Here is a 15,798-nt window from a genome sequence, read left to right as displayed (position 1 = left end):
CCTTTGACATGGGACTCGAAGAAAAACTGCCGAGCGGCTTCCTGCTGACCACCGTCGAGCAGGCCGCGGGCTGGGTGCGCAAGTCGTCCGTCTTCCCGGCCACGTTCGGCCTCGCCTGCTGTGCCATCGAGATGATGACCACCGGCGCCGGCCGCTACGACCTGGCGCGCTTCGGCATGGAGGTCTTCCGCGGCTCGCCGCGGCAGGCGGACCTGATGATCGTCGCGGGCCGGGTCAGCCAGAAGATGGCGCCGGTGCTGCGGCAGGTCTACGACCAGATGCCGAACCCGAAGTGGGTCATCTCCATGGGGGTCTGCGCCTCCTCCGGCGGCATGTTCAACAACTACGCCATCGTCCAGGGCGTCGACCACGTCGTCCCGGTCGACATCTACCTCCCCGGCTGCCCGCCGCGGCCCGAGATGCTGATGGACGCCATTCTCAAGCTCCACCAGAAGATCCAGGGCTCCAAGCTCGGGGTGAACGCGGAGGAAGCGGCCCGCGAGGCGGAGGAGGCGGCGCTCAAGGCCCTGCCCACGATCGAGATGAAGGGGCTGCTGCGGTGAGCGACGCGAACAACACCGCGGGTGACGCGGGCGACGTCAATCCCGAGAAGGAACTGTCCGCCGAGAACCTCCCGGGCCAGCGCGGCCAGGGCGGCGAGGAGATCCGCGTCCAGCGCGGCATGTTCGGCGCCAACAACGGCGGCGACACCTCCGGCTACGGCGGCCTGGTCCGCTCCGTCCGGCTCCCCGGACCGGCGACCCGCCCCTACGGGGGCTGGTTCGACGAGGTCGCCGACGAACTCGAGGGCGCGCTGGAGGAGCAGGGGCTCCTGCCCGACAACGCCATCGAGAAGACGGTCGTCGACCGCGGCGAGCTGACCTTCCACATCGAGCGCGAGCACCTGGTCCGCGTCGCCCGCACCCTGCGCGACGACCCGGCCCTGCGCTTCGAGCTGTGCACCGGCGTCAGCGGCGTCCACTACCCGCACGACAAGGGCCGCGAGCTGCACGCCGTCTACCACCTGCGCTCGATCACCCACAACCGGCTGATCCGCCTCGAAGTCAGCGCACCCGACGCCGACCCGCACATCCCGTCGCTCTTCCCGGTCTACCCGACGAACGACTGGCACGAGCGCGAGACGTACGACTTCTTCGGCATCGTCTTCGACGGTCACCCGGCCCTGACGCGGATCATGATGCCGGACGACTGGCAGGGCTTTCCGCAGCGCAAGGACTATCCCCTCGGCGGCATCCCCGTCGAGTACAAGGGCGCCCAGATCCCGGCTCCGGACCAGCGGAGGTCGTACTCGTGAGCACTTCCCACGCCTCCCCGAGGGAGACGACCGAAGGCACCGTCTACACGGTCACCGGCGGCGACTGGGACGAGGTGGTCCAGTCCGCGGCCCGCGCCGACGACGAGCGCATCGTCGTCAACATGGGCCCGCAGCACCCGTCCACGCACGGCGTGCTCCGCCTCATCCTGGAGATCGACGGCGAGACGGTCACCGAGGCCCGCTGCGGCATCGGCTACCTGCACACCGGCATCGAGAAGAACCTCGAGTACCGGACCTGGACGCAGGGCACCACGTTCGTGACGCGCATGGACTACCTGACGCCGTTCTTCAACGAGGCGGCGTACTGCCTGGGCGTCGAGAAGCTCCTCGGCATCGAGGACCAGATCCCGGACCGGGCCACGATCATCCGGGTCATGCTCATGGAGCTGAACCGGCTCTCCTCGCACCTGGTGGCCATCGCCACCGGCGGCATGGAGCTGGGCGCCACCACGATCATGATCTACGGCTTCCGCGATCGTGAACTGATTCTCGACATCTACGAGCTGATCACCGGCCTGCGGATGAACCACGCGTACATCCGCCCGGGCGGACTCGCCCAGGACCTGCCCCCGGGCGCGGTGGACCAGATCCGCGAGTTCGTGAAGAAGATGAAGAAGAACCTCCCGGAGTACGACAAGCTCGCCACCGGGAACCCCATCTTCAAGGCCCGCATGCAGGACGTCGGCTACCTCGACCTGGCCGGCTGCATGGCGCTGGGCGCCACCGGTCCCGTCCTCAGGTCCACCGGTCTCCCGCACGACCTGCGCAAGACCCAGCCGTACTGCGGCTACGAGACGTACGACTTCGACGTCCCGACCGCCGACACCTGCGACTCCTACGGCCGCTTCCTGATCCGGCTGGAGGAGATGCGCCAGTCGCTCCGCATCGTCGAGCAGTGCCTGGACCGGCTCCAGCCCGGCCCGGTCATGGTCGCCGACAAGAAGATCGCCTGGCCCGCGCAGCTCGCCCTGGGGCCGGACGGTCTCGGCAACTCCCTCGACCACATCAAGAAGATCATGGGCACCTCCATGGAGGCCCTGATCCACCACTTCAAGCTGGTCACCGAGGGCTTCCGGGTGCCGCCGGGACAGGCGTACACGGCGGTCGAGTCGCCCAAGGGCGAACTCGGGGTGCACGTCGTCTCCGACGGCGGCACCCGCCCCTTCCGGGTCCACTTCCGCGACCCGTCCTTCACCAACCTGCAGGCCATGGCGGCGATGTGCGAGGGCGGCCAGGTCGCCGACGTCATCGTGGCCGTGGCGTCCATCGACCCCGTGATGGGAGGCGTCGACCGGTGACCACCTCTTCTTCGGAGCGGGGCGTCAGCCTGGGCATGCCGGAACTGCCCGCGCCCGCCTACCCGGACGACGTCCGGGCCCGGCTGGAGACCGACGCGCGCGAGATCATCGCCCGCTACCCGGACTCCCGGTCCGCCCTCCTGCCGCTGCTGCACCTCGTGCAGTCGGAGGAGGGACACGTCACGCGCACCGGGATGCGGTTCTGCGCGGACATGCTGGACCTCACCACCGCCGAGGTCACCGCGGTCGCCACCTTCTACACCATGTACCGGCGCGGGCCGAGCGGCGACTACCAGGTCGGCGTGTGCACCAACACGCTGTGCGCGGTGATGGGCGGCGACGCCATCTTCGAGTCCCTCCAGGAGCATCTCGGCGTCGGCAACGGCGAGACCACCGAGGACGGCAAGGTCACCCTGGAGCACATCGAGTGCAACGCGGCCTGCGACTTCGCCCCGGTCGTGATGGTCAACTGGGAGTTCTTCGACAACCAGACCCCGGCGAGCGTCAAGGCCCTCGTCGACGACCTGCGCGCGGGACGGCCGGTGACGCCCACGCGCGGTGCGCCGCTGTGCACCTTCAAGGAGACCGCCCGGATCCTGGCGGGCTTTCCCGACGAGCGGGACGGCGCCGTCGCGGCCGGCGGCAGCGCGGGTCCCGCCTCCCTGGCCGGGCTCAAGCTCGCCAAGGGCGAGGCGTCCGCCGCGCGCGTGGTGCACCCGCGGGACGGCGGACCGCACGACGCGTCGCAGGACCGGGCCGTGCACGACCCGTCCCCGACGGAACACCTCAGCTCGCACGACGCGCCGCAGGACACATCGGCATCCGACCCTTCCCACCCGGCAGGGCCTACCGCCGAGGAGGGGGAGTGATGACCGTGGCAGCCGAGATCAGGGGCAGCAGCCCGGAGAAGCTGCTCGCACCCGTGCTGTCGGCCTTCTGGGACGAGGACGAGTCCTGGACTCTCGACGTCTACCGGAGGCACGAGGGGTACGAGGGGCTCCGCAAGGCGCTGGCGATGGCGCCGGACGACCTGATCGCGTACGTCAAGGAGTCCGGTCTGCGCGGACGCGGCGGTGCCGGGTTCCCGACGGGGATGAAGTGGCAGTTCATTCCCCAGGGGGACGGCAAGCCTCACTATCTAGTTGTCAACGCCGACGAATCGGAGCCGGGGACCTGCAAGGACATCCCGCTCCTCTTCGCGAACCCGCACAGCCTCATCGAGGGCATCGTCATCGCGTGTTACGCCATCAGGTCTTCGCATGCCTTCATCTACCTGCGTGGTGAAGTCGTCCCAGTGCTGCGGCGGTTGCACGAGGCCGTGCGCGAGGCCTACGCGGCCGGCTTCCTCGGCGAGAACATCCTGGGCAGCGGACTCGATCTCGAACTCACCGTGCACGCGGGCGCGGGCGCGTACATCTGCGGTGAGGAGACCGCACTGCTCGACTCGCTCGAAGGCCGCCGGGGTCAACCGCGGCTCCGTCCCCCCTTCCCTGCTGTGGCCGGCCTCTATGCCTGCCCGACTGTGGTGAATAACGTCGAATCGATCGCTTCGGTTCCCGCGATCCTGAACAAGGGCAAGGACTGGTTCAGGTCGATGGGCAGCGAGAAGTCCCCGGGCTTCACGCTCTACTCGCTCAGCGGCCACGTCGCGGGACCCGGCCAGTACGAGGCCCCGCTCGGCATCACGCTGCGCCAGCTCCTCGACATGAGCGGCGGCATGCGGCCCGGCCACCGCCTCAAGTTCTGGACGCCCGGCGGCTCCTCGACGCCGATGTTCACCGACGAGCACCTCGACGTCCCCCTCGACTACGAAGGGGTGGGCGCCGCCGGATCCATGCTCGGCACCAAGGCGCTCCAGTGCTTCGACGAGACGACCTGCGTCGTGCGGGCCGTCACCCGCTGGACCGAGTTCTACGCCCACGAGTCCTGCGGCAAGTGCACGCCCTGCCGCGAGGGCACGTACTGGCTCGTCCAGCTACTGCGCGACATCGAGGCCGGCAAGGGACAGATGTCCGACCTCGACAAGCTGAACGACATCGCCGACAACATCAACGGCAAGTCCTTCTGCGCCCTCGGCGACGGTGCCGCCTCGCCGATCTTCTCCTCGCTCAAGTACTTCCGCGAGGAGTACGAGGAGCACATCACGGGCCGCGGCTGCCCCTTCGACCCGGCCAAGTCGACGGCCTGGGCCGACCGCACGGAGGTGAAGGCATGACCGTGACCACCAATACTCCCTCGGGAGGGGGAGCGGCGGCGGTCCCGCCGGAGGATCTCGTCACGCTGACCATCGACGGCGCCGAGATCAGCGTGCCCAAGGGCACCCTGGTCATCCGGGCCGCCGAGCAGCTCGGCATCGAGATCCCCCGGTTCTGCGACCACCCTCTCCTCGACCCGGCCGGCGCCTGCCGCCAGTGCATCGTCGAGGTCGAGGGCCAGCGCAAGCCCATGGCGTCCTGCACCATCACCTGCACCGACGGCATGGTGGTGAAGACGCAGCTCACCTCGCCCGTCGCGGAGAAGGCCCAGCACGGTGTGATGGAGCTGCTGCTCATCAACCACCCGCTGGACTGCCCGGTCTGCGACAAGGGCGGCGAGTGCCCGCTGCAGAACCAGGCCGTGTCGCACGGCCAGGCCGACTCCCGCTTCGACGGCAAGAAGCGGACCTACGAGAAGCCGGTGCCGATCTCCACGCAGGTCCTGCTCGACCGTGAGCGCTGCGTGCTGTGCGCCCGCTGCACCCGGTTCTCCAACCAGATCGCGGGCGACCCGATGATCGAGCTGATCGAGCGGGGCGCGCTCCAGCAGGTCGGCACCGGCGAGGGCGACCCCTTCGAGTCGTACTTCTCCGGCAACACCATCCAGATCTGCCCGGTCGGCGCCCTGACCTCGGCGGCCTACCGGTTCCGCTCCCGCCCCTTCGACCTGATCTCCTCGCCGTCGGTGTGCGAGCACTGCTCCGGCGGTTGCGCGACCCGCACCGACCATCGGCGCGGCAAGGTCATGCGGCGCCTCGCGGCCAACGAGCCCGAGGTCAACGAGGAGTGGATCTGCGACAAGGGCCGCTTCGGCTTCCGGTACGCCCAGCAGCGCGACCGGCTCACCACGCCGCTGGTGCGCAACGCCGAGGGCGAGCTGGAGCCCGCCTCCTGGCCGGAGGCGCTGCAGATCGCCGCACAGGGACTGCTCGCCTCCAGGGGCCGTACCGGCGTCCTGACCGGCGGGCGGCTCACCGTCGAGGACGCCTACGCGTACAGCAAGTTCGCGCGCGTGGCGCTCGACACCAACGACATCGACTTCCGCGCGCGCGTGCACAGCGCCGAGGAGGCCGACTTCCTGGCCTCCTACGTCGCCGGGCGCGGTCGTGACCTCGACGGCGCGGGCGTCACCTACACGTCGCTGGAGAAGGCGCCCGCCGTCCTGCTGGTCGGCTTCGAGGCAGAGGAGGAGGCGCCCGGCGTCTTCCTCAGGCTGCGCAAGGCCTGGCGCACGCACGGGCAGAAGGTCTTCTCGCTGGCCACGCACGCCACGCGGGGCCTGGAGAAGGCGGGCGGCACCCTGCTCCCCGCCGCGCCGGGCACCGAGACCGAGTGGCTGGACGCGCTCGCCGCCGGCGTCGGCCTGGAAGAGGGAGGCTCCCAGGCGGCCGAGGCGCTGCGCGCCGAGGGCGCCGTGATCGTCGTCGGCGAACGGCTGGCATCCGTGGCCGGCGGCCTCACCTCCGCCGTACGGACCGCCGCCGCGACCGGCGCCCGGCTGGTGTGGATCCCGCGCCGGGCCGGGGAGCGCGGCGCGATCGAGGCGGGCGCGCTGCCGTCGCTGCTGCCCGGCGGACGCCCGGCGACCGACCCGCGTGCGCGTGAGGAGGTCGCCGCCCTGTGGGGCCTGGCCGACCTCCCGCACCGCTACGGCCGCGACACCGGCGAGATCGTCGAGGCCGCGGCCCGGGGCGAACTCCAGGCGCTGCTGGTGGCGGGCGTCGAGGTCGCCGACCTGCCCGACCCCGCACGCGCGCGTGCGGCGCTCGACGAGGCCGGGTTCGTGGTGTCGCTGGAGCTGCGGCCCAGCGAGGTCACCGAACACGCCGACGTGGTCCTGCCCGTCGCCGCGGTCGCCGAGAAGCCGGGCACCTTCCTCAACTGGGAGGGCAGGGTGCGCTTCTTCGAGGCCGCGCTCAAGCCCGATCAGATGACCCGCCGTCTCGCCCCCACCGACGCCCGCGTCCTGCAGATGCTGGCCGACGCCATGGACGTACATCTGGGCCTGCCCGATCTGCGCACCACGCGCGCGGAGATCGACCGGCTCGGCGCCTGGGACGGGCCGCGGGCCGGCGAGCCGCTGCAGACCGCGGGCGCGCTGCCGCGGCCGGCCGCCGGGGAGGCCGTACTGGCCGGGCACCGGCTGCTCCTCGACCAGGGGCTGTTGCAGCAGGGCGACGAGGCGCTGGCCGGCACCCGGCACGCCGCACACGCGCGCGTGTCGGCCGCCACGGCCGCCGAGGCGGGCGTCAAGGACGGCGACGTCCTCGCCGTGACCGGCCCCGCCGGAGCCGTCGCGTTCCCGCTCCAGGTCACCGAGATGCCGGACCGGGTGGTCTGGCTCCCGCTGAACTCGGCCGGCACCGGCGTCGCCTCCGACGCCGGGGCACTGCCCGGAACCCTCGTCCGCATCGGTCCGGCGACGCCCGAGGGCGCCGCCCCCAAGGAGGTGGAGGCATGAGCCCGTACCTCGCCGCTGAAGACCTGTCGATGTTCGGCACCGACCCCTGGTGGCTGGTGGTCGTCAAGGCGGTGTTCTGCTTCGCCTTCCTGATGGTGACCGTGCTGTTCTCCATCGTGTGGGAGCGCAAGGTCGTCGCCTGGATGCAGCTGCGCATCGGCCCGAACCGGCACGGCCCCTGGGGCATGCTCCAGTCGCTCGCCGACGGCATCAAGCTGATGCTCAAGGAAGACGTCGTCGTCAAGCGCGCCGACAAGGCGGTCTACGTCCTCGCGCCGATCGTCGCGGCCATCCCCGCCTTCATGGCGATCGCGGTGATCCCCTTCGGACCGGCCGGCAACGAGATCTCGATCTTCGGCCACCGCACCGCCATGCAGCTGACCGACCTGCCGATCGCCATGCTGTTCATCCTGGCGGTCGCCTCGGTCGGCATCTACGGCATCGTGCTCGCCGGCTGGAGCTCCGGATCGACCTACCCGCTGCTCGGCGGACTGCGTTCCTGCGCGCAGATGATCTCCTACGAGATCGCGATGGGCGCAGCGTTCGCCTCGGTGTTCCTCTACTCCGGGTCCATGTCCACCTCGGAGATCGTCGCCCAGCAGAGCGACCGCTGGTACATCGTGCTGCTGCCGGTCTCCTTCATCCTCTACATCGTCACGATGGTCGGCGAGACCAACCGCGCCCCCTTCGACATGCCCGAGTCCGAGGGCGACCTGGTGGGCGGCTTCAACACCGAGTACTCGTCGATCAAGTTCGCGATGTTCATGCTCGCCGAGTACGTGAACATGGTGACGGTCTCCGCGGTCGCCACCACGCTGTTCCTCGGCGGCTGGCGGGCCCCCTGGCCGATCAGCACCTTCTGGGAGGGTGCCAACCACGGCTGGTGGCCGCTGCTCTGGTTCGTGGTCAAGGTCCAGTTGCTGCTGTTCTTCTTCATCTGGCTGCGCGGCACCCTTCCCCGGGTCCGCTACGACCAGTTGATGAAGCTCGGCTGGAAGGTCCTCATCCCGGTCTCCCTGGTCTGGCTGATGCTCGTCGCGACCGTGCGGGCCCTCAGGAACGAGAACTACGGCTTCAGCGACATCGCCCTCTACATCGGCGGCGGCGTCCTGGTCCTGCTGCTGTTGTCCTTCCTCGCGGACATGTACCGCGACAAGGGCGCGAAGGCCGCCGAGCAACCGGCCGAGAGCGAGGCCGCGTTCGACCCGATGGCCGGCGGATTCCCCGTGCCGCCGATGCCCGGACAGCAGGTGCCGCCGGTGCCCAGGCGCCGTCCCCGCCGGGAGCGGGAGCTGATTGTCAGTGGTGGGCCCGATACTCACAGTGACGGACCTGTGGGCGGATCTACGGATGGAAAGGAGGCGTCCGATGGCTGAGGAACACAAGGGACACGAAGAGAACGCGGAACACCGGGACCACGCGGAACACGGTGAACACAAGGGAACCGACCCCGGTTTCATGAACCCGGTGGCCGGCTTCGGCGTGACCTTCAAGGCCATGTTCAAGAAGCGGCTGACCGAGCAGTACCCGGAGCAGAAGAAGACCACCGCTCCGCGCTTCCACGGACGGCACCAGCTCAACCGCCATCCGGACGGCCTGGAGAAGTGCGTCGGCTGCGAGCTGTGCGCCTGGGCCTGCCCCGCCGACGCCATCTACGTGGAGGGCGCGGACAACACCGACGAGGAACGCTACTCGCCGGGCGAGCGGTACGGCCGCGTCTACCAGATCAACTACGCCCGCTGCATCCTGTGCGGCCTGTGCATCGAGGCGTGCCCCACGCGCGCGTTGACGATGACCAACGAGTTCGAGCTGGCCGACTCCAGCCGCGCCAACCTCATCTTCACCAAGGACCAGCTGCTCGCCGGTCTGGAGGAGGGCATGGTCGACTCGCCCCACGCCATCTACCCGGGCACCGACGAGCAGGACTACTACCGGGGCCTGGTCACCGAGGCCGCGCCCGGCACGGTCCAGCAGGTCGCGCACTCCAAGGGCGAGGTGGTCCAGGAGGGCGACTCGACCTTCGGCGGGACCGAGCCGGCGTCGGAGGAGGTGATCCGCCGATGAGCGCGCAGCTCGCCGCCTACTCGACCTCCACGGGAGAGGCCGTCCAGTTCTGGATCCTCGGCACCGTGGCGGTGATCGGCGCCCTGTGCACCGTCTTCATGAGGAAGGCCGTGCACAGCGCGCTGTGCCTCGCCGGGACCATGATCGTCCTGGCGGTGTTCTACCTGGCCAACGGCGCCTACTTCCTCGGCATCGTGCAGATCGTCGTCTACACCGGTGCCATCATGATGCTGTTCCTGTTCGTGGTGATGCTCGTCGGCGTCACCGCGGCGGACTCGCTGAAGGAGACCATCAAGGGCCAGCGCTGGCTCGCCCTGCTGTCCGGGCTCGGCTTCGGCATCCTGCTGATCGCGGGCATCGGCAACGCCTCCGTCACGGAGTTCACCGGACTCGCCCAGGCGAACGCGAACGGCAACGTGGAGGGCATCGCGTCCCTCATCTTCACCAAGTACGTCTTCGCCTTCGAGATCACCGGCGCGCTGCTCATCACGGCCGCCGTCGGCGCCATGGTGCTCACCCACCGCGAGCGCACCGAGCGCGCACGCACCCAGCGCGAGCTGTCCGAGCAGCGCGTGCGCGACGGCAAGTACCTGCCGCCGCTGCCCGCCCCCGGCGTGTACGCCCGGCACAACGCGGTCGACATCGCGGGCCTGCTGCCCGACGGCACTCCGTCCGAGCTGACCGTCAGCAAGACGCTGCGGGAACGCGGCCAGATCCGCGACGTGTCGATGGAGGCGCTGAACGACCTGAAGGCGCTGGAGCAGCGGGCCGAGGAGCGGCTGGAACGCAAGGCCGTCGGCCCGGCGGGCTCCGGACGGCCCGACACGCGGCCCGACTCCAAGCGGTCCGAGGAGGCGTCGAAGTGAACCCCGTCAACTATCTCTACCTCGCGGCCCTGCTGTTCACGATCGGCGCCACCGGCGTGCTGATCCGGCGCAACGCGATCGTGGTCTTCATGTGCGTCGAGCTGATGCTCAACGCCTGCAACCTCGCCTTCGTCGCGTTCTCCCGGCTGCACGGAAACCTGGACGGCCAGATCATCGCCTTCTTCACGATGGTCGTCGCCGCCGCGGAGGTCGTGGTCGGGCTCGCGATCATCGTGTCCCTGTTCCGTTCCCGCCACTCGGCCTCGGTCGACGACGCCAGCCTGATGAAGCTGTGAGGGGCTGAAGTGGAGAACCTGATTGCGCTGCTGGTGGCGGCGCCCCTGCTCGGAGCGGTCGTCCTGCTGTGCGGCGGACGCCGGCTGGACCGCGTCGGCCACTGGATCGGCACGCTGCTGGCCGCCGTGTCCTTCGTGATCGGCCTCGTGCTCTTCGCCGACCTGCTCGGCAACGGCGCCGAGGACCGCACCCTGACACAGCACCTGTTCAGCTGGATCCCGGTGGAGGGCTTCCAGGCCGACGTCGCCTTCCGGCTCGACCAGTTGTCGATGACGTTCGTCCTGCTGATCACCGGCGTCGGCTCGCTCATCCACCTGTACTCGGTCGCGTACATGGAGCACGACGAGCGCCGCCGCCGCTTCTTCGGCTACCTGAACCTGTTCCTCGCGGCGATGCTGATCCTCGTCCTCGCCGACAACTACCTGCTGCTGTACGTCGGCTGGGAGGGCGTCGGTCTCGCCTCCTACCTGCTGATCGGCTTCTGGCAGCACAAGCCCAGCGCCGCCACCGCCGCGAAGAAGGCCTTCCTGGTCAACCGCGTCGGCGACATGGGCCTGTCCATCGGCATCATGCTGATGTTCCTGTGGTTCGGCACCTTCGCCTTCGGGCCGGTGCTCGGCGGCCACGGGGAGGCCGGACTCGCGGCCGGGGCGGACGAGGGCAAGCTCACCGCGATCGCCCTGATGCTGCTGCTCGCCGCCTGCGGCAAGTCGGCCCAGGTGCCGCTGCAGTCCTGGCTCGGTGACGCGATGGAGGGCCCGACCCCGGTCTCCGCCCTCATCCACGCCGCGACCATGGTGACGGCGGGCGTCTACCTGATCGTCCGCTCCGGCGCCATCTTCAACGGCGCGCCCGACGCGCAGCTGGTGGTCACCATCGTCGGCGCGGTCACGCTGCTCTTCGGTGCGATCGTCGGTTGTGCCAAGGACGACATCAAGAAGGCGCTGGCCGGCTCGACCATGTCGCAGATCGGCTACATGGTGCTGGCCGCGGGCCTCGGCCCCATCGGCTACGTCTTCGCGATCATGCACCTGGTCACGCACGGCTTCTTCAAGGCCGGGCTGTTCCTCGGCGCCGGCTCCGTCATGCACGGCATGAACGACGAGGTCGACATGCGCCGCTACGGCGGACTGCGCAAGTACATGCCGGTCACCTTCGTCACCTTCGGCCTCGGCTACCTCGCCATCATCGGCTTCCCGGGCCTGTCCGGCTTCTTCTCCAAGGACAAGATCATCGAGGCGGCGTTCGCCAAGGGCGGCACCGAGGGCTGGATCCTCGGCGCGTGCGCCCTGCTGGGCGCGGCCATCACCGCGTACTACATGACGCGCGTGATGCTGATGACGTTCTTCGGCGAGGAGCGCTGGCGCAACGCCCCGACGCCGTCGCCGGCCAAGCCCGACGTGGAGCCCGCCGCCGAGACCCGCGGCGAGTACGAGCCGCCGCACCCGCACGAGTCGCCGGGGCTCATGACGATCCCGATGATCGTGCTGGCCGTCGGATCCGTCGCGGGCGGTGCCTTCTTCAGCATCGGCGACCGCTTCCTGCACTGGCTGGAGCCCATCACCGGGCACAGCCACGGCGACGCGCCGATCAGCGCCGGTACGGTCACCGGGGCGACGGTGGCCTGCATGGTCGTCGGCGTCGCGATCGCCTGGGCGCAGTACGGGCGCCGTCCGGTCCCGGCCGTCGCCCCGCGCGGATCGCTGCTCACCCGGGCCGCCCGGCGCGACCTGCTCCAGGACGACTTCAACCACGTCGTCCTGGTCCGCGGCGGCGAGCACCTCACGCGCTCCCTGGTCTACGTCGACCACACCCTGGTCGACGGAGTCGTCAACGGCACGGCGGCCTCCTTCGGCGGCCTGTCCGGGCGGATGCGCAAGCTGCAGAACGGCTTCGCGCGCTCGTACGCGGTCTCGATGTTCGGCGGTGCGGCACTCCTCGTCGCCGCGACCCTGCTGATGAGGGCGGTCTGATACCGATGTCCTTTCCCCTGCTGACAGTCACGGCGGCCCTCCCGGCCGTCGGGGCGATCGCCACGGCAGCCGTGCCGGCCGCGCGTCGCACCGCGGCCAAGTGGCTGGCGCTGCTGGTCTCGCTGGCCACGCTCGGGCTGGCCGTCGCGGTCCTGGTCCGCTTCGACCCCGACGGCGACCGCTACCAGCTCACCGAGTCCCACTCCTGGATCGCGGACTTCGGCGTCCGGTACGAACTGGGCGTGGACGGCATCGCGGTGGCGCTGATCGCGCTGACCGCCCTGCTGATCCCGTTCATCATCCTCGCGGGCTGGCACGACGCCGACCCGCTGGAGACCGGCAGCAGCCGGTGGCGGCCGACGCAGGGCTTCTTCGCCCTGATCCTGGCCGTCGAGGCGATGGTGATCATCTCCTTCGAGGCCACCGACGTCTTCCTCTTCTACATCTTCTTCGAAGCCATGCTGATCCCGCTGTACTTCCTGATCGGCGGCTTCGGGGACCGGGCGCACGAGCACGGCGAGAAGACGGCGGCGACCCAGCGGTCGTACGCCGCGGTGAAGTTCCTGCTCTACAACCTGGCCGGCGGTCTGATCATGCTGGCCGCGGTGATCGGCCTCTACGTGGTCGCCGGGAACTTCTCCCTCACGGAGATCGCCGAGGCGCGGGCCAACGGCTCGCTGGACATGGCGACCAGCACCGAGCGCTGGCTCTTCCTCGGCTTCTTCTTCGCCTTCGCGGTGAAGGCACCGCTGTTCCCGCTGCACACCTGGCTGCCCAACGCCATGGGGGAGTCGACGGCCCCGGTCGCCGTGCTCATCACGGCGGTCGTCGACAAGGTCGGCACCTTCGCGATGCTCCGCTTCTGCCTCCAGCTCTTCCCGGAGGCCAGCAAGTGGGCGACGCCGGTGGTCCTGGTCCTGGCGGTCATCAGCATCATCTACGGCGCGCTGCTCGCGGTCGGCCAGCGCGACATCAAGCGGCTGATCGCCTACGCGTCGATCTCGCACTTCGGCTTCATCATCATGGGCATCTTCGCGATGACCAGCCAGGGCCAGTCCGGCGCCACGCTGTACATGGTCAACCACGGCATCTCGACCGCGGTGCTGATGCTGATCGCCGGGTTCCTGATCTCGCGGCGCGGCTCGCGGCTCATCGCCGACTTCGGCGGTGTGCAGAAGGTCGCCCCGATCCTGGCCGGCACCTTCCTGATCGGCGGCCTCGCGACCCTCTCCCTGCCGGGGCTCGCGCCCTTCGTCAGTGAGTTCCTGGTCCTGGTCGGCACGTTCACGCGCTACCCGGTGATCGGCATCGTCGCCACCCTCGGCATCGTCCTCGCCGCGCTCTACACCCTCGTCCTCTACCAGCGGACGATGACGGGCCCGGTGAAGGCCGAGGTGACCGGCATGCCCGACCTCCGGGTGCGCGAGCTGGTGGTCGTGGCGCCGCTGGTGGCGCTGCTGATCTTCCTGGGCGTCTTCCCGAAGCCCGTGACGGACATCGTCAACCCGGCGGTGGAGCAGACCATGTCCGACGTACACAAGACGGACCCCCAGCCTGAGGTGGAGGCGGCCAAGTGAGCGCAACAGCCGTCCACAGCCTGTGGACAACGGCGGCGACGGCGGCCGACCCGATCGCCAAGATCGACGCGCCGAAGATCGAGTACGGGCAGCTGTCGCCCGTCCTCATCGTCATCGGCGCCGCGATCATCGGAATCCTGGTCGAGGCCTTCGTGCCGCGCAGGTCCCGGTACTACGCCCAGATGTTCGTGTCGGCCGTCGCCCTGATCGCGGCGTTCGCGGCGGTCGTCGCGCTCGCGGCGCGCGGGTACGGCACGACCAAGGCCGGCATCACGGCGATGGGCGCCGTCGCCGTCGACGGACCCGCCCTGTTCCTTCAGGGCACCATCCTGCTGACGAGCCTGGTCGGCCTGTTCACCTTCGCCGAGCGGCGCCTCGACCCGGAGCAGCACGGCAACCGCGTCGACTCCTTCGCCGCGCAGGCGGCCGCCGTGCCGGGCAGCGAGAGCGAGCAGAAGGCGGTCAAGGCGGGCTTCACCACCACGGAGGTGTTCCCGCTCCTGCTCTTCGCCGTCGTCGGCATGCTGGTCTTCCCGGCGGCCAACGACCTGCTGACGCTCTTCGTGGCCCTGGAGGTCTTCTCCCTCCCGCTGTACCTGCTGTGCGCGCTGGCCCGCCGCAAGCGGCTCATGTCGCAGGAGGCCGCGGTCAAGTACTTCCTGCTCGGCGCCTTCGCCTCCGCGTTCACCCTGTTCGGCATCGCGCTGCTCTACGGCTACGCGGGCTCGATGTCGTACGGCACGATCGCCCGGGTCGTCGACGGCACCGTCCAGAACGTCACCCCGGCGCTCGCGAACACCATGGGCAACGACGCGCTGCTGCTCGTCGGCTCCGCGCTGATCGTCATGGGCCTGCTGTTCAAGGTGGGCGCCGTGCCGTTCCACATGTGGACGCCGGACGTGTACCAGGGTGCGCCGACGCCCGTGACCGGCTTCATGGCGGCGGCGACGAAGGTGGCCGCCTTCGGCGCCCTGCTCCGCATCCTCTACGTCGTCCTGCCCGGCCTGCGCTGGGACTGGCGGCCGGTGATGTGGGGCGTGGCGATCGTCACGATGCTGGCCGGTGCGATCGTCGCGATCACGCAGACCGACATCAAGCGGCTGCTGGCGTACTCGTCGATCGCGCACGCGGGCTTCATCCTCGCCGGTGTCATCGCGACCACGCCGGAGGGCATCTCGTCCGTCCTCTTCTACCTGGCCGCGTACTCCTTCGTCACCATCGGCGCCTTCGCGGTCGTCACGCTGGTGCGCGACGCGGGCGGCGAGGCGACGCACCTGTCGAAGTGGGCCGGGCTCGGCCGCCGGTCGCCGCTGGTCGCGGCGGTCTTCGCGGTGTTCCTGCTGGCCTTCGCCGGTATCCCGCTGACCTCCGGGTTCTCGGGGAAGTTCGCCGTGTTCAAGGCGGCGGCGGAGGGCGGCGCGGCTCCGCTGGTCGTGATCGGTGTGATCTCCTCGGCGATCGCGGCGTTCTTCTACATCCGGGTGATCGTGCTCATGTTCTTCAGCGAGCCGCGCCCGGAGGGCCCGACGGTCGCGGTGCCGTCCCCGCTGACGATGACGGCGATCGCCGTGGGCGTGGCGGTCACGGTGGTGCTCGGTGTGGCGCCGCAGTACTTCCTGGACCTGGCGGGTCAGGCGGGGGTGTTCGTGCGCTGACGCGACGCTCGCGGCT

Annotated in this window: 13 protein-coding genes; all 13 read left to right on the top strand. The window is 69.8% G+C overall.

Annotated features, from left to right (window positions below; genetic code table 11):
- Positions 1–8 precede the first annotated feature (8 nt).
- The 13 genes from D1J63_RS15560 to nuoN are packed head-to-tail and all read left to right on the top strand — an operon-like array spanning position 9 to position 15,782.
- Positions 9–563, top strand: coding sequence for an NADH-quinone oxidoreductase subunit B (locus D1J63_RS15560; RefSeq protein WP_031035164.1), 555 nt, complete (start codon positions 9–11; stop codon positions 561–563).
- Positions 560–1,315 (top strand): NADH-quinone oxidoreductase subunit C, encoded by a 756-nt coding sequence (locus D1J63_RS15555; RefSeq protein WP_102928296.1) that lies wholly within the window; start codon positions 560–562, stop codon positions 1,313–1,315. Before D1J63_RS15560 ends, D1J63_RS15555 begins: the two co-directional genes overlap by 4 nt.
- Complete coding sequence (locus D1J63_RS15550) at positions 1,312–2,634, top strand: NADH-quinone oxidoreductase subunit D (protein WP_102928297.1); 1,323 nt, start codon at positions 1,312–1,314, stop codon at positions 2,632–2,634. Before D1J63_RS15555 ends, D1J63_RS15550 begins: the two co-directional genes overlap by 4 nt.
- Positions 2,631–3,503 (top strand): NADH-quinone oxidoreductase subunit NuoE, encoded by an 873-nt coding sequence (nuoE, locus tag D1J63_RS15545; protein WP_125629316.1) that lies wholly within the window; start codon positions 2,631–2,633, stop codon positions 3,501–3,503. Before D1J63_RS15550 ends, nuoE begins: the two co-directional genes overlap by 4 nt.
- Positions 3,500–4,849 carry an NADH-quinone oxidoreductase subunit NuoF gene (nuoF, locus tag D1J63_RS15540; protein WP_176154238.1) on the top strand — a complete coding sequence of 450 codons (1,350 nt, stop codon included), beginning with the start codon at positions 3,500–3,502 and terminating at the stop codon, positions 4,847–4,849. Before nuoE ends, nuoF begins: the two co-directional genes overlap by 4 nt.
- Positions 4,846–7,350: an NADH-quinone oxidoreductase subunit G gene (locus D1J63_RS15535; protein WP_125629315.1), complete on the top strand. Its 2,505-nt coding sequence runs from the start codon at positions 4,846–4,848 to the stop codon at positions 7,348–7,350. The genes nuoF and D1J63_RS15535 overlap by 4 nt, the downstream gene beginning before the upstream one ends.
- Entirely contained in the window at positions 7,347–8,726 is a 1,380-nt protein-coding gene (gene nuoH / locus D1J63_RS15530; RefSeq protein ID WP_125629314.1) for an NADH-quinone oxidoreductase subunit NuoH, read from the top strand. The genes D1J63_RS15535 and nuoH overlap by 4 nt, the downstream gene beginning before the upstream one ends.
- Positions 8,719–9,414, top strand: coding sequence for an NADH-quinone oxidoreductase subunit NuoI (gene nuoI / locus D1J63_RS15525; RefSeq protein WP_186776977.1), 696 nt, complete (start codon positions 8,719–8,721; stop codon positions 9,412–9,414). Before nuoH ends, nuoI begins: the two co-directional genes overlap by 8 nt.
- The gene (locus tag D1J63_RS15520; RefSeq protein WP_102928025.1) at positions 9,411–10,280 is read left to right on the top strand and encodes an NADH-quinone oxidoreductase subunit J; all 870 of its coding nucleotides are present in this window, start codon (positions 9,411–9,413) and stop codon (positions 10,278–10,280) included. Before nuoI ends, D1J63_RS15520 begins: the two co-directional genes overlap by 4 nt.
- The gene (gene nuoK, locus D1J63_RS15515) at positions 10,277–10,576 is read left to right on the top strand and encodes an NADH-quinone oxidoreductase subunit NuoK (RefSeq protein ID WP_006133113.1); all 300 of its coding nucleotides are present in this window, start codon (positions 10,277–10,279) and stop codon (positions 10,574–10,576) included. Before D1J63_RS15520 ends, nuoK begins: the two co-directional genes overlap by 4 nt.
- A gap of 9 nt (positions 10,577–10,585) precedes the next feature.
- On the top strand, positions 10,586–12,550 hold the full coding sequence (gene nuoL, locus D1J63_RS15510) for an NADH-quinone oxidoreductase subunit L (protein WP_102928024.1): 1,965 nt from the start codon (positions 10,586–10,588) through the stop codon (positions 12,548–12,550).
- A gap of 5 nt (positions 12,551–12,555) precedes the next feature.
- Positions 12,556–14,127, top strand: coding sequence for an NADH-quinone oxidoreductase subunit M (locus D1J63_RS15505; RefSeq protein WP_102928023.1), 1,572 nt, complete (start codon positions 12,556–12,558; stop codon positions 14,125–14,127).
- Positions 14,124–15,782 carry an NADH-quinone oxidoreductase subunit NuoN gene (nuoN, locus tag D1J63_RS15500; protein ID WP_125629312.1) on the top strand — a complete coding sequence of 553 codons (1,659 nt, stop codon included), beginning with the start codon at positions 14,124–14,126 and terminating at the stop codon, positions 15,780–15,782. The genes D1J63_RS15505 and nuoN overlap by 4 nt, the downstream gene beginning before the upstream one ends.
- Positions 15,783–15,798 lie beyond the last annotated feature (16 nt).

The sequence above is a fragment of the Streptomyces sp. KPB2 genome (assembly GCF_003950055.1).
Taxonomy (GTDB): Bacteria; Actinomycetota; Actinomycetes; order Streptomycetales; family Streptomycetaceae; genus Streptomyces; species Streptomyces salinarius.
This window is presented reverse-complemented; position numbering and strand designations above follow the sequence as displayed.

Bases quoted from the DNA above. Each gene is read 5' to 3' on its own strand.
- D1J63_RS15535 (WP_125629315.1), top strand. From the start codon at position 4,846: ATGACCGTGACCACCAATACTCCCTCGGGAGGGGGAGCGGCGGCGGTC.
- D1J63_RS15505 (WP_102928023.1), top strand. From the start codon at position 12,556: ATGTCCTTTCCCCTGCTGACAGTCACGGCGGCCCTCCCGGCCGTCGGG.
- D1J63_RS15520 (WP_102928025.1), top strand. From the start codon at position 9,411: ATGAGCGCGCAGCTCGCCGCCTACTCGACCTCCACGGGAGAGGCCGTC.
- nuoI (WP_186776977.1), top strand. From the start codon at position 8,719: ATGGCTGAGGAACACAAGGGACACGAAGAGAACGCGGAACACCGGGAC.
- D1J63_RS15560 (WP_031035164.1), top strand. From the start codon at position 9: ATGGGACTCGAAGAAAAACTGCCGAGCGGCTTCCTGCTGACCACCGTC.
- nuoH (WP_125629314.1), top strand. From the start codon at position 7,347: ATGAGCCCGTACCTCGCCGCTGAAGACCTGTCGATGTTCGGCACCGAC.